The sequence below is a fragment of the Alcanivorax sp. P2S70 genome (assembly GCF_000475295.1).
Taxonomy (GTDB): domain Bacteria; phylum Pseudomonadota; class Gammaproteobacteria; order Pseudomonadales; family Alcanivoracaceae; genus Alcanivorax; species Alcanivorax profundi.
The window spans coordinates 1-12,162 of the sequence record NZ_AXBZ01000019.1 but is presented as its reverse complement, the minus strand read 5'-3'; the positions used below and the strand labels follow the sequence as shown (position 1 = coordinate 12,162).

Here is a 12,162-nt window from a genome sequence, read left to right as displayed (position 1 = left end):
CAAGTGGGTGGAGGGAAACCCCTTAAAAGATAGCGTCTGGAAATGAGACAGAAACACTCGATCTGTCCGTGTATACGCCAAGTGTAGATAAAACGCTGATTTATGTGAACTTTTGAATTACAAACGCTAACGCCTGGATACCAGCGCACCATCGAACGCATGACCCGCTCTCCGTGACTATGTAGTCCGAAAACAAGAACAGGGTGACATGATGCGTACAATAAAATTCCCCGCGATCTCCTGCCTGCTGCTGCTGCCGCTGCTGCAAGCCTGTGAAGAAGACCCGGATGTCTTTGTTCCTCCTGAGCCAGGCAATGCACTGATCTACGCCTATCCATCAGATGGCATGGTGGATCTGCCGCTGGGTAGCAAGCTGCTGCTGACTTTCTCTAACCGGATTGATGAAGCCGCGGCTAAATCAGGGTGCCAGGCCGATGGTGATAGCTTCAGTGGGGCACTTTGTCTTGCGGATGATGAAGGCAATCTGGTCGATCTGAGCAGTGCGACGGTGTCGAACCGGGATCGCACGTTGACCTTTTCCATGGAAAATTTGCAAGCGGGGAAAGAATACAGTCTTTGGGTGTCTCCCGAGATTGCGCCGGGTGTGGTGAACCTGAAGCAGGAGGGCCCCCTGGTGACCTTCCGTACCCGTCAATACCATCCAGTGCCGAATCAGGCCCCTGCGGTGCTGTCCATCAATCAGGAAAAACCGGGCACTTACCTGCCGGAGGCGACAGCTTCCGCCCGTTTTCCATTCATGGATTTTTCGCCCGTACGGATTACCTTTACCGAGCCGCTGGTTGAAACCAGCGTCCGTTATGGTGACACCGTCAAACTTGAAAACAAGGCCTCAGGGGAATTGGTGGATGTGGCGATTCTTAACGAGCGTCACTACATCACTCTGGATCCAAAGGACGATTTGATTGGCGGTGAGACTTACACGTTGACTCTGGAAGGACTCGAAGATTTTGACGAGGATGTGATTGCCCCTGTGACCTTCGAGTTGACTGCCAGACAGTCAAAGGATGATGTAGCGGATCTGAATCCCCCAATCAAACAGTTGATGAAAGCCCAGCCCGCGCTGGGCGATCCTGGCTAACCGGAAATGTCCCGGCTTCATGGTTTGCCATTGAATCAATTCAATCTGGTCACTGAGGCGTTGGGGATAACCCAGGTGGATGCCCGTCCGCTGGTGTTGGAAGGCTGGATGGGCCGCCCGGACGAGCACGTGGAGGCCGTACCTGTGGTTGCCCGGGCAGGGCAACAGCTCCGCATTACCGGTATTGATCCGATCATGCTGGGAGGTGAGGTACGCACGCCCATGTTTACGGGCGACATCATTGGCACCTTCGTCACAGATGTTACCGGTTTTCTGACGACCAATCCTTATCGTCCGGAAGGTTTTCAGCCCGACGATGATTTTGCGCCAATGTATGTGCACATGAATTTTGATCTTGCCATGCATGCGGTGGAGCCACGCGGCAATGCTTCGGTGAACCAGAACCTGATGCATATCCAGGCCGTGGGTGTAGTCGATGTCAAAGACGGTGCGCTGACCTTCGAGGTGTTCCGGACGCTGGAGCTGGATGTGCTGAGCGGGGCCGCCAAGGTGAGCGCGGATTTTGCGTTGGGTGTGCGGGCCGACGTGGATTTCGAATTCGACCAGATCAATCGTGATCCGCTGCAAGCCACCGGGTCGTTCCCGGAACATAACCAGACACAGGTTGAACCCAGCAACAACATTATTGTTGTCTTCAATGAACCGGTCAGTGCGCAAGGCATGGAACAGGTGCAATTGTTCCGCCAGGACAGCAGCGAGCCCGTGCCTATACAGGTACGTAGCAGTGGCTCCAACCTGGTGATTACCCCGTTCAGTGAACTGGACGCCGGCGTGCGATATCAACTGGATCTGGGTGACGAGCTGAAGGACATGGATATCTATGAGCCATCCCATCTTCAGTTTGTCCCTGGTGATGCTACCGACGGCACTGGTCAGATTGTATTTGATACCGCGAGCTATGCTGCCAATGACGACGCTCCGGTATTGCCTCCGGTAGTGCTGGGGCTGTACCCAGGCATCGGCTGTGCACTCGAGGATCGCGGGGTCGAACAGCAGGATGCTCAGGGCAACACCTTGAAGATGGCCGGCCGTTGCGTCGGTGGTCTTGAAGACGATTCGTTGTACTACCCGTTTTTCTATGATCTCAGCCGTCCTATTGAAGTTAGCTTCAACATGCCCATGGACCTGACAACCATGACGTTCGGGCAGATTGCCGCTGATGGCCAGTCTTGCGATGGCGGTGCAATGTGTCTTGCCCAAGAGGTCAATGGCAACTGGCAGAACATTGACTTGTCAGCGCGGCGTAACAGCTTGCGCATTCGGGCTGTGCCTGCGCCGAATTCGATCGTGGCGGGTAATGATTACCGTCTGGTGATCAACGGAGGGGACGACGGCAAGCCGGTGTTCCGCAGTCATGAACGGTTCAATAATCTGGCCATCAATACTGACCCTCTCAATGGCATGGGGACTTGCGGACCGTTCAAGAACGAGCCCTGTGAAGGTGGACCATCGATCCTGATCGACTTTACGGCAACACCGGATGTCGGCGCCGCCTACGCTACAGTGCTGACACGTGAGTACACCGATGTGAATGGCAATGGGGTTTGGGATGACGATGAATTCGAAGCGGTCAACAATCATGCTCGGGGTCATGTCAAAAGCACCGGAGGGCTGATTGGCGGGGCCAATCTTGATGACGGTGACCAGATCTTTACTCATGCGGCCTTGCCGATGGCGTTCTTGCCAAAGGCACCGTTGGACCTCAGTTATATCGGTCTGGTGGAAGAAGAGCCGGGCCGCTGGTGTGCAACACAGGAAGATGCGGACGGTGATATCTATTGCATTACAACCCTGGGTGACACCGCCATCCCGGTTGAAATCAATGCCCAGCATGTAATGGGTACCTCCCTGATCGCCAATGCCACCTTGGCCATTCCGATCCTGGGTGATCTGATTCCGCTTCCGCTGGAAACTGGCGCATTGGTGTTACGTTTTCGGCCTTATGACGATATGGCTCCGCAACCGTTGCGAGGTTTCGTAATCAATGCCATCGACCCGGAAACCGGTGTAGAAACTGACGACCCTGTATTCATTACCCGTCTTGATGCGTGGCTGGACGCGCCGGATGTGCGTCTATTCTCCGCGTTGCTCCCTGGTGGCGAAGCACTGCCAAATGTGGCGGATGCCAATGTAAGAAGTCTGCCCGTGTCAGCTTACCTGACGGTCCGGTGAAGTTCCTTCGCAATGGCCAAATTACGCTGGAATCCAGCAATGCTTCTGCAATTGCTGCATCCCTGAATTTGAGTGTGGATCTTGGAGCATTGATACCCGGTGTTGGAGATTTGCTTGATCTGATCCTTGGTGGCGTGTTGCCCCAAGAAGGAGTGGGATCACTTGAACTGGGGATCGACAAGGACGACTTTCGCATTCGCGTCGTCAATAACCCGACCCATGCTCGTTTGACCACTGCTGGCCAAGAAAACGCGGGGGAGCGTTAATCATGACAAAGAGTCGCTATAACAAGAAAGGGGTGGTGCTGGCCGGGTTGCTGGGCCTGTTCAGTGCCAACGCCAGTGCCAGCCAGGAAATGTATGGCCCGGATTATCCAGGAGTGAAATTCACCCAGGACATCTTTGGTGAAGATCGGCTGTATTTTCGATTGGGCGCGCTTTATATGAGCCCGGATGTTAAGACCAATTTCATCACGCTGAGCAACCTGTCAGATATTGCAGAGGTTGCCGTTGAGCCGGGCGAGCAGGAAGGGGAGGCCTTCAGTGATCCTCTGACTATCCCGGCTGCAACTATTGGCTATAAACTACGCTGGAAATTATGGGGCGGTGGCTGGTCAGTGGAAACTATGGCAGCGCTTCCTCCCACACTGGAGTTGAAAGCCAAGGGACGCCTTGCTGATGTGCCACTGGTCACGGAAGCCAATGGCATTCCCACCGGGGTGCCCGCACTGGGTGAGAAAGTAGCCGAGACCAAAGTGGCGCCCCCAATGGTTACCTTGGTGAAGCGGTTCCGTAATGATCGTGACTTTCGTCCCTATGCGGGTTTAGGTGTGGTCTACCTGTTCACCTATGACAGCCATGTCACTAACGCGACACTTACCGAAGTCGGCGAGCCTGAGCTCGACATTGAGGACAAGTTCGGTTGGGTGGGGCAACTTGGCGTGGACTGGCGTATCAGCGACTACTGGTGGTTGGCCGCAGATTTCAAGTACATCAGTGTTGAAGATGTCTCCGCGACCATGGAGCGCACCTTCATCCGGGCACCGGGCCTGCCCCAGTACCAGTACGCGGCGGTGGGAGATGCCGAATTCAACGCGGACATGAATGTGTACGCCTTCAGCCTTGGGGCCGGGTTTACGTTCTAATCCCGGAGTGTGCCCCCTTGTCTCAGGTTGCGGTTGAGTCTTTTGGTCATTGAGGCGGTGTTGCCCAACGTGAAATAGTGTTTTGAATACTGTTGCACGTTGGGCCCGATGCCGTTACTCGCCAACCACAATCACGCGTTTGCCACTGAAGGCGTTTCCGGCCATGTGTTCATGGGCGGCAATGGCGTTGTCGAAGGCAAAGCGTTCGAGTGGCAGAGGCAACAGTTTGCCGCTGGCAAACAGCGGAGCCAGTCGGTCGTTGAAGATCTGGCTCATCATGATCCGTTTTTCCAGCGGCTGGCTGCGCATGGTCATGCTTTTCAGGGTTTGCCGCTTCATCAACAGGGCGCCCAGATTCAGCTCGGTGCTCATGCCGCCGAGAATACCGATATTGACCAGTGTACCCTCGACACGCAGGCTGCCCAGCAGGGTATTCCACTGCGGCCCGACCATATCCAGAATCACCGCCACCCCCTCCCCATGGGTGACCGCATCCAGTTGCGCCTTGAGGGTGTCGTCGTCGCTGACCTGTGCGTCCAGCCCCATGTCGTTGGCGGTCTCAAGTTTGCTCAGGTCGCGGCTGCTGCCGATGGGGCGCGCGCCCAATGCGGCGGCGAGCTGGGTTGCGGCGAGTCCAACACCGGCGGTGGCCGGGCGAATCAGGCACCACTGGCCAGGTTGCAGTCCGCCTTCAAGAAACAGGGCGCGATACGCGGTGAGGAAAGCCTCGGGCAGTGTGGCAGCGCGGGCAAAGTCCATGCCGGCCGGCAGTGTCAGGGCCTCGCGTTCGTGGGTCACCAGTTGTTCCGCGTAGGCGCAGCCGGGCACCAGGCCCATGACATGATCCCCCTCGCGCCGCGATTGCACCCGTTCCCCCACGGCGATGACGACCCCGGCGTATTCCAGACCGGGGATACGGCTGTCGGTGCCGGGCGGGGCAGGGTAGCGACCCTGCACCTGCAGCAGATCGGCCCGGTTGACGCCGATGGCCTTAACCTGCACGACGACCTCTTCCGGCCCGGGGCTGGGATCCGGCAGGGTCGCCAGTTGCAGTTGCTTGTCTTCAATCATCCAGGCTCGCATGGGCGGGCTCCCTTTCAAAAAAACGACGTCCTTTGTGCAAGCGCGCCGCCTGTGACGTTCCTGCGCAAAGGTCTCTGTGAAAAACACAAGGTTGGTTATGTCTCTTCAGTATCCGTTCACTGATCTGCCGTCGGCAGGGACGCGATTCAAGGTCGCCGAGGGCGTGTATTGGTTGCGGTTTCCGTTGCCGTTCGCGCTGGACCATATCAACCTCTGGTTGCTGGAAGATGGCGACGGCTGGACGGTGGTGGATACCGGGCTTGGCGTACGTTCCAGCCAGAAGATCTGGGATACCTTGCTGAACGAACAGCTGGACGGCAAACCGCTGACCCGCATTGTGGTGACCCACTACCACCCTGATCACCTGGGGATGGCGGGCTGGTTGCAGCAGCGTTGCCAGGCCCCCGTGGTGACCAGTGCCGGCGAGTGGGCACTGGCCAGTATGATCTGTGCGTCTTCCGATGAGCAGTCCATCAGCGGCTTCAAGGCGTTTCTTGGCAGCCATGGGTTGGGGGGCGAGGTGCTGGATCAGGTGGCGGGCAAGGGCAACGGCTTTCGCCGGGTGGTACGGCCGATGCCGGAGAATCCGCAACTGATCGGCGCGGGGGACTCGCTGACCATCCATGGTGAGCGCTGGCAGGTGCACATTGGGCGAGGGCATTCCCCGGAGCATCTGTGCCTGTACCGCGACAGCGATCGCGTGTTGATCAGTGGCGATCAGGTGCTGCCGACCATTTCCAGTAACCTGATGGTGCGCCCGTCCGCACCGGAGGCGAACCCGGTCACCGCCTTTGTGGACAGCCTGACGGCGCTGCGTGATGCCTTGCCAGACGACACCCTGGTGTTGCCCGCCCACGGCTTGCCTTTTCGCGGCATGACGTCGCGTATCAATGATCTGGTGGCCCATCACCAACGGCAGCTGGAGGTGGTGTGGGAAGAGTGTCGCTCTCAGGCCCGTAGCGCCCATGACATTCTCCCGGTGATGTTTGATCGCAAACTGGATGTGCAGCAACTCATGTTTGCCATGGGGGAAAGCATTGCCCACCTCAATTGTTTGATGGAGCAGGGCCGGGTGCAGCGCCAGGACAAGGAAGGGGTTTGGCATTTTGCCGCCTGATTCGGCCATGGGGTGGCGGTTGCTGCGGGCGAAACCAATGTGCTCATAACCCCTGTCCCAGGACCATCATCCAGATCGCCAACATCGGCACCACCAGCACAAAAAACACCCCGTTCCAGCGCCAGGCAATCTGGTAAGGCGAACGCCGGATCAGCTGGCTGAGCACCAGCATTGAGGCCGTGAAAGGGGAAGAAATCATCGACAGGCTCCAGGCGCACATCATGCCCACCGCCAGCAAACGCGGGTCGGCCAGGCTGCCATCCCCCAGCAGGGTGGCCAGTAACGTGACCGACACGATGGGGTTGAGTCCCAGTTGTGCCAATGCCACGACCAGCAGCATGGCGGCAATGGCCATGGCGGCGCCGTGCAGGTGGGTGGAGATCAGCAGCGCGTGCAGGGCGTCCACGTCAATCAATGGCGTCAGCAGGACGCCGAGACAGGCAGAGCCACCGAGTACCGCGATTTCGCCCCGGCTTGCCCCGAATATCAGTCGTGAGTGGCGGCCCAGCAGTGTCAGGGCACGGGGCAGCCCGGTGCCGCCTCCCAGGCGTCGGCGCTGACAGGCCATCCAGATAATGGCGGCTGCGGGGCACGCTACCAGCACGGCCACAGGCAGCCGCAGTTCGCCCAGCCCGGCCACCGCAAACACGCTCAGGGTGATGGCCAGCGCCAGCAGACTGAAGTGCCATAGTGGGCGCAGGGACGGCGCCCGGGTTGCGGGTACCTTGCTGGCCAGGTGTTGTGGCCGCAGTCGCCAGTCCAGCCACCAGCCCAGCAGGAAGAACAGGGCTGCCGTCGGCAGTGCCACCGGTGCCAATGTTGCCCAGGTCAGGCTTGGCATGTTGGCGAGGATCACCGCCATGGTGACGCCCAGCGGGGAGACCAGCGGTGCCAGCGCAAAGCCGCGCAGAATCGACAGCATCATGCGCTGCTCGCGGGCGAGTTGAATATCGCTGTGCCCGCCGGCGGCCTTCAGGGTGTTGCTGCGCTGGACCATGGCCCCAAACAGATTGAGCACCCCAATATTGATGATCAAGCCGAACAGGGCGGTGCCCAGCGACAGGGTGGGGTAGCGTAACGCCGGTTTTTGCCGGATCAGGGTGTTGCCTGCCTCGCGGACCAGCCGCGAGCGCATGGCAGACACACGCAGCAGGCCCAGCGACGAGACGAAAGTGGCAAAGAAACAGAGCCGGTCCAGCGCCTGAAGCAATACCGGCACCGGCTCCGGCAGCCGCCAAACTACGATGCCCGCCAATAACAAGGTCACCAGCAGGATGCCTTTGGCCATGCGAGCCTGACGGGGCCATTGCACCAGCAGGTAGATGAGCAGCGCTACGCGTGCCAGCCACGCTCCGGTTTCCAGGTCGAACACCAGAAACAGCAGCGTGCCCAGCATGCAAAGCGGAAGCGTTGCGTTCAGCAGGGGCAAGAAAGGGCTCTCATGGCGTCACAGCGGGTGAGGATCCTGCCCTGTCAGGCATGGGCGGCCTGGCGGGCCAGCTCACGGGCAATGACAATCTGCTGGATCTGGGTGGTGCCTTCATAAATACGGAACAGGCGAACGTCCCGGTAAAACCGCTCCACCGCATATTCGGCAATGTAGCCTGCGCCGCCGTGAATCTGGACGGCTCGGTCGGCAACCCGCCCCACCATCTCCGAACAGAACAGTTTGCAGCAGGAGGCATCCAGACTCACTTTTTCGCCCCGGTCCTTGCTGCGAGCGGCTTCCAGCACCATGGCGCGGCCGGCGAAGGCTTCGGCACGGGAATCGGCCAGCATGGCCTGAATCAGCTGATGCTCGACAATGGGTTTGCCAAACTGGGTACGCTCCATGGCGAAGCTCAGGGCATCTTCAATCAGCCGCATGGCAACGCCGACACAGACCGCAGAGATATGCAGGCGGCCGCGGTCCAGCACTTTCATGGCGGTTTTGAAGCCTGCGCCTTCCTTGCCACCGATGATGTTCTCCGCCGGGACCCGGCAGTTGTCGAAAATGATGTCGCAGGTATGGGCCCCTTTTTGTCCCATCTTTACATCGGCCTTGCCGCGGCTGATACCGGGGGTATCGCCTTCCACAATAAAGGCTGTCACGCCGCCGGCGCCCTGAATGCTGGCGTCGGTGCGTGCCATCACGGTGAACAACCCGGCATGAGGACCATTGGTGATAAAGCGTTTGGTGCCGTTGAGGATGTAGTGATCCCCATCCTTGTCGGCGCGGGTTTTTACCGCACCGGAGTCTGATCCCACATCCGGTTCGGTCAGGCAGAACGCACCGATCACTTCGCCGGTGGCCAGCTTGGGGACGTATTGCTGTTTTTGTGCCTCGGTGCCATCAATCAGAATCCCCTGGGCGCCGATACCGTTGTTGGTGCCCATCAGAGAGCGAAACGCGGGGGAGGTCCGGCCCAGCTCGAAGGCCACCAGCACTTCTTCTTCCATGGTCAGACCCAGGCCGCCGTATTCTTCTGGAATCGACAGGCCAAACAGGCCCATGGCTTTCATTTCTTCAGCGATAGCCTCTGGTATGGCATCGTTTTCAGCCACGGACTGTTCTGCGGGCACCAGACGCTCGCGAACAAAGCGGGCGATGGTATCAACGAGCTGGTTGAGGGTTTCAGGATCACGAATCATGGTGGGGTCCGGTTGTCGTGTCGATCGGGTAGGAGATCGCTGTGGATCACTTGCACCGGACTCTGTCACGGCCTATGCTGCCCGTCAAGTTTTGGAATTGAATTCCGCATAGCGGACAATCTGTGCCGCCAATGCTGTGCTGCCAGTACGGAGAACAACAATGATTGATGCCTATATCTACGATGGTTTGAGGACCCCTTTTGGTCGTCACGGCGGTGCATTGGCACCGGTACGGCCGGATGATCTGCTGGCGGGCGTGGTTCGTACCCTCACTAACCGGAATCCTTTTGCGCTCACCGCGTATGAAGACATCGTCATCGGCAATACCAATCAGGCCGGTGAAGATGCCCGCAATGTGGCTCGCCATGCCGGTTTGCTGGCAGGGCTTCCGGAATCGGTGGCGGGCATTACCGTCAACCGTCTGTGTGGCAGTGGTCTGGCGGCGGTGCTGGATGCCGCCCGGGCCATTCGCTGTGGTGAAGGGCAGTTGCTGATTGCCGGTGGCACCGAGTCAATGAGCCGGGCTCCGTTCGTGATGGCCAAGGCCGAGGCGGCTTACAGCCGCGACCTGCGTATTTTCGACAGCACCATTGGCGCCCGTTTCCCGAACCCGAGAGTGGAAGCGGAATTCGGGGATGACAGCATGCCCGAAACCGCCCAGAACATTGCTGATGCGCTGGGAATCAGCCGGCAAGAGTCGGACGCCTTTGCGGCTCGCTCCCAGGCACGCTATGAAGCGGCACGGCAGCGGGGTTTTTTCGATAAGGAGCTGGCAGCGGTTTCTGTGCCTCAGGGGCGCAAGCAGCCGCCGCTGGACGTCACTGCCGATGAGCATCCCCGCCCCGCCGTGGTGCTCGACAAGCTGGCGGGCCTGCCGTCGATTGTGGAGGGCGGTATCATCACCGCCGGTAATGCGTCTGGTGTGAATGACGGCGCGGCGGCTTTGATTCTGGGGTCCCGTGAAGCGGGTGATGCCGCCGGTGTGGCGCCTCGAGCCCGTATCCTGGCCGGCGCGGTGGCCGGCGTGTCACCCCGCTTGATGGGGTTGGGCCCGGTGGAAGCCTGCCGCAAGGTGCTGGCCCGTGCTAGCCTCACCCTGGAACAGATGGATGTGATCGAAATCAACGAAGCCTTCGCCACCCAGGTGCTGGGTTGTTGCAAACAGCTGGGCATTGCCGGTGATGATGAGCGACTTAACCCCAACGGTGGGGCTATTGCGGTGGGGCACCCGTTGGGCGCCTCTGGTGCGAGACTGGCCTTGACAGCGCTGCGTCAGCTGGAAGCGTGTGGTGGCCGTTATGCCCTGGTCAGCCTGTGTATCGGCCTGGGCCAGGGGGTCGCCATGGTGATTGAGAGGCAATGAATAATTAATAGTTAATAATGAATAACGAAACCCGCAGGTCGGAAACTTCCGCCCTGCGGAATGAAACGAACGGGATTAGTAATGCAACGATTTGATTGGAAAGATCCGCTATTGCTGGAAGGCCAGCTGAGCGAAGACGAGCGCATGATTCGTGATGCTGCCCATGATTATTGCCAGAGCAAGTTGATGACGCGGGTGCTGGAGGCGAACCGGCATGAGGTGTTTGATCGCGAGATCATGAACGAAATGGGGGCGCTCGGTTTTCTGGGCCCGACCATTCCCGAGGAATACGGTGGAGCTGGCGTCAACCATGTGAGCTATGGGCTGGTGGCCCGGGAAGTAGAGCGGGTGGATTCCGGTTACCGTTCTGCCATGAGCGTGCAATCATCCTTGGTGATGTTTCCGATCCATGCTTTTGGCAGTGAAAGCATCAAGCGCAAGACCCTGCCAAAACTGGCCAGCGGCGAATGGGTTGGCTGTTTTGGGCTGACCGAGCCGGATCATGGCTCGGATCCCGGCTCCATGAGTACCCGTGCCAAAAAGGTCGATGGCGGTTATCTGCTGAATGGCGCCAAGACCTGGATCACCAATTCGCCCATTGCCGATGTGGCGGTGGTGTGGGCCAACCTGGAGGGCAAGATCCACGGTTTCGTGGTCGAGCGCGGTGCCGAGGGTTTCACCACGCCGAAAATTGAAGGCAAGTTTTCCCTGCGTGCGTCGATTACCGGCCAAATCATGTTGGATGACTGTTTCGTGCCGGAAGAAAATCATCTCGATGTGGAAGGACTGAAAGGTCCGTTCAGCTGCCTTAACAAGGCCCGTTACGGCATCAGCTGGGGCGCCATGGGGGCGGCGGAATTTTGCTGGCAGGCGGCGCGCCAGTACACCCTGGACCGCAAACAGTTTGGACGCCCGCTGGCCCATACCCAGTTGATCCAGAAAAAACTGGCAGACATGCAGACCGAAATCACCCTGGGTCTGCAGGGGGCATTGCAGCTGGGGCGTTTGATGGATGCCGGGCAGTGGGCGCCAGAGATGGTTTCACTGATGAAACGGAACAACTGTGGCAAGGCCATCGACATTGCCCGCCAGGCCCGTGATATGCACGGCGGTAACGGTATCAGCGATGAATACCATGTGATTCGCCATGTCATGAACCTGGAAGCGGTGAATACCTATGAAGGGACCCACGACGTGCACGCCCTGATTCTTGGCCGTGCTCAGACCGGACTGGCCGCCTTCGGGTAAACCCGGCGCGACATCCTGATCGACCGAGAAGGCAGCCATCTGGCTGCCTTTCTTGTTATTGGGGTACCCTGATGAGCACAGCCGGGCAAGGGAACCGTCGCGGCGGGTCTGGGGAACCTCTGAATAACTCCTTGCATGCTCAGCGTGTCCTGAAGCGTGCAGCTGTTGTGTATTGCCTCGACGGTAAGGGTGGTTCCCTTTCTTAAAGGCAAGGCGCAGCAGATGTGGGCTTCAGGCCGCGCCTTTATGCTCGTCAGGGTACGTAGGGTCTTCCAGGCTGGCCC

At 58.9% G+C, this 12,162-nt stretch carries 10 protein-coding genes; 7 read left to right on the top strand and 3 right to left on the bottom strand.

The window, feature by feature from the left end:
* The first annotated feature begins 208 nt into the window (after positions 1-208).
* Genes Q672_RS24575 through Q672_RS24560 form a run of 4 tightly spaced genes read left to right on the top strand, consistent with a single transcriptional unit; the run spans position 209 to position 4,436 of the window.
* Positions 209-1,099 (top strand): Ig-like domain-containing protein, encoded by an 891-nt coding sequence (locus Q672_RS24575; RefSeq protein ID WP_022985119.1) that lies wholly within the window; start codon positions 209-211, stop codon positions 1,097-1,099.
* A gap of 6 nt (positions 1,100-1,105) precedes the next feature.
* Positions 1,106-3,292, top strand: a complete 2,187-nt coding sequence (locus Q672_RS24570; protein ID WP_022985118.1) for an Ig-like domain-containing protein — start codon at positions 1,106-1,108, stop codon at positions 3,290-3,292.
* Positions 3,289-3,558: a hypothetical protein gene (locus tag Q672_RS24565; RefSeq protein WP_022985117.1), complete on the top strand. Its 270-nt coding sequence runs from the start codon at positions 3,289-3,291 to the stop codon at positions 3,556-3,558. The genes Q672_RS24570 and Q672_RS24565 overlap by 4 nt, the downstream gene beginning before the upstream one ends.
* Before the next feature lie 2 nt (positions 3,559-3,560).
* Entirely contained in the window at positions 3,561-4,436 is an 876-nt protein-coding gene (locus tag Q672_RS24560) for an OmpW/AlkL family protein (RefSeq protein ID WP_022985116.1), read from the top strand.
* Between the two features lie 114 nt (positions 4,437-4,550).
* Here the strand turns inward: Q672_RS24560 and Q672_RS24555 are convergent, their stop codons facing one another.
* Positions 4,551-5,519, bottom strand: coding sequence for a zinc-binding dehydrogenase (locus Q672_RS24555; protein WP_022985115.1), 969 nt, complete (start codon positions 5,517-5,519; stop codon positions 4,551-4,553).
* A gap of 97 nt (positions 5,520-5,616) precedes the next feature.
* Between Q672_RS24555 and Q672_RS24550 the strand changes: the two genes are divergently transcribed.
* Positions 5,617-6,636 carry an MBL fold metallo-hydrolase gene (locus tag Q672_RS24550; RefSeq protein ID WP_022985114.1) on the top strand — a complete coding sequence of 340 codons (1,020 nt, stop codon included), beginning with the start codon at positions 5,617-5,619 and terminating at the stop codon, positions 6,634-6,636.
* Positions 6,637-6,679: 43 nt separating this feature from the next.
* Here the strand turns inward: Q672_RS24550 and Q672_RS24545 are convergent, their stop codons facing one another.
* Positions 6,680-8,065 carry a hypothetical protein gene (locus tag Q672_RS24545; protein ID WP_022985113.1) on the bottom strand — a complete coding sequence of 462 codons (1,386 nt, stop codon included), beginning with the start codon at positions 8,063-8,065 and terminating at the stop codon, positions 6,680-6,682.
* A 44-nt stretch (positions 8,066-8,109) separates the two neighbouring features.
* A complete protein-coding gene (locus Q672_RS24540; protein ID WP_022985112.1) occupies positions 8,110-9,267 on the bottom strand; it encodes an acyl-CoA dehydrogenase family protein in 1,158 nt (385 codons plus the stop codon).
* Positions 9,268-9,427: 160 nt separating this feature from the next.
* Between Q672_RS24540 and Q672_RS24535 the strand changes: the two genes are divergently transcribed.
* A complete protein-coding gene (locus Q672_RS24535; protein ID WP_022985111.1) occupies positions 9,428-10,630 on the top strand; it encodes a 3-oxoadipyl-CoA thiolase in 1,203 nt (400 codons plus the stop codon).
* 81 nt (positions 10,631-10,711) lie between these two features.
* Positions 10,712-11,878, top strand: coding sequence for an acyl-CoA dehydrogenase (locus Q672_RS24530; protein ID WP_022985110.1), 1,167 nt, complete (start codon positions 10,712-10,714; stop codon positions 11,876-11,878).
* Positions 11,879-12,162 lie beyond the last annotated feature (284 nt).

Bases quoted from the DNA above. Each gene is read 5' to 3' on its own strand.
- Q672_RS24535 (WP_022985111.1), top strand. From the start codon at position 9,428: ATGATTGATGCCTATATCTACGATGGTTTGAGGACCCCTTTTGGTCGT.
- Q672_RS24575 (WP_022985119.1), top strand. From the start codon at position 209: ATGATGCGTACAATAAAATTCCCCGCGATCTCCTGCCTGCTGCTGCTG.
- Q672_RS24530 (WP_022985110.1), top strand. From the start codon at position 10,712: ATGCAACGATTTGATTGGAAAGATCCGCTATTGCTGGAAGGCCAGCTG.
- Q672_RS24550 (WP_022985114.1), top strand. From the start codon at position 5,617: ATGTCTCTTCAGTATCCGTTCACTGATCTGCCGTCGGCAGGGACGCGA.
- Q672_RS24560 (WP_022985116.1), top strand. From the start codon at position 3,561: ATGACAAAGAGTCGCTATAACAAGAAAGGGGTGGTGCTGGCCGGGTTG.
- Q672_RS24540 (WP_022985112.1), bottom strand. From the start codon at position 9,267: ATGATTCGTGATCCTGAAACCCTCAACCAGCTCGTTGATACCATCGCC.
- Q672_RS24570 (WP_022985118.1), top strand. From the start codon at position 1,106: ATGTCCCGGCTTCATGGTTTGCCATTGAATCAATTCAATCTGGTCACT.
- Q672_RS24555 (WP_022985115.1), bottom strand. From the start codon at position 5,519: ATGCGAGCCTGGATGATTGAAGACAAGCAACTGCAACTGGCGACCCTG.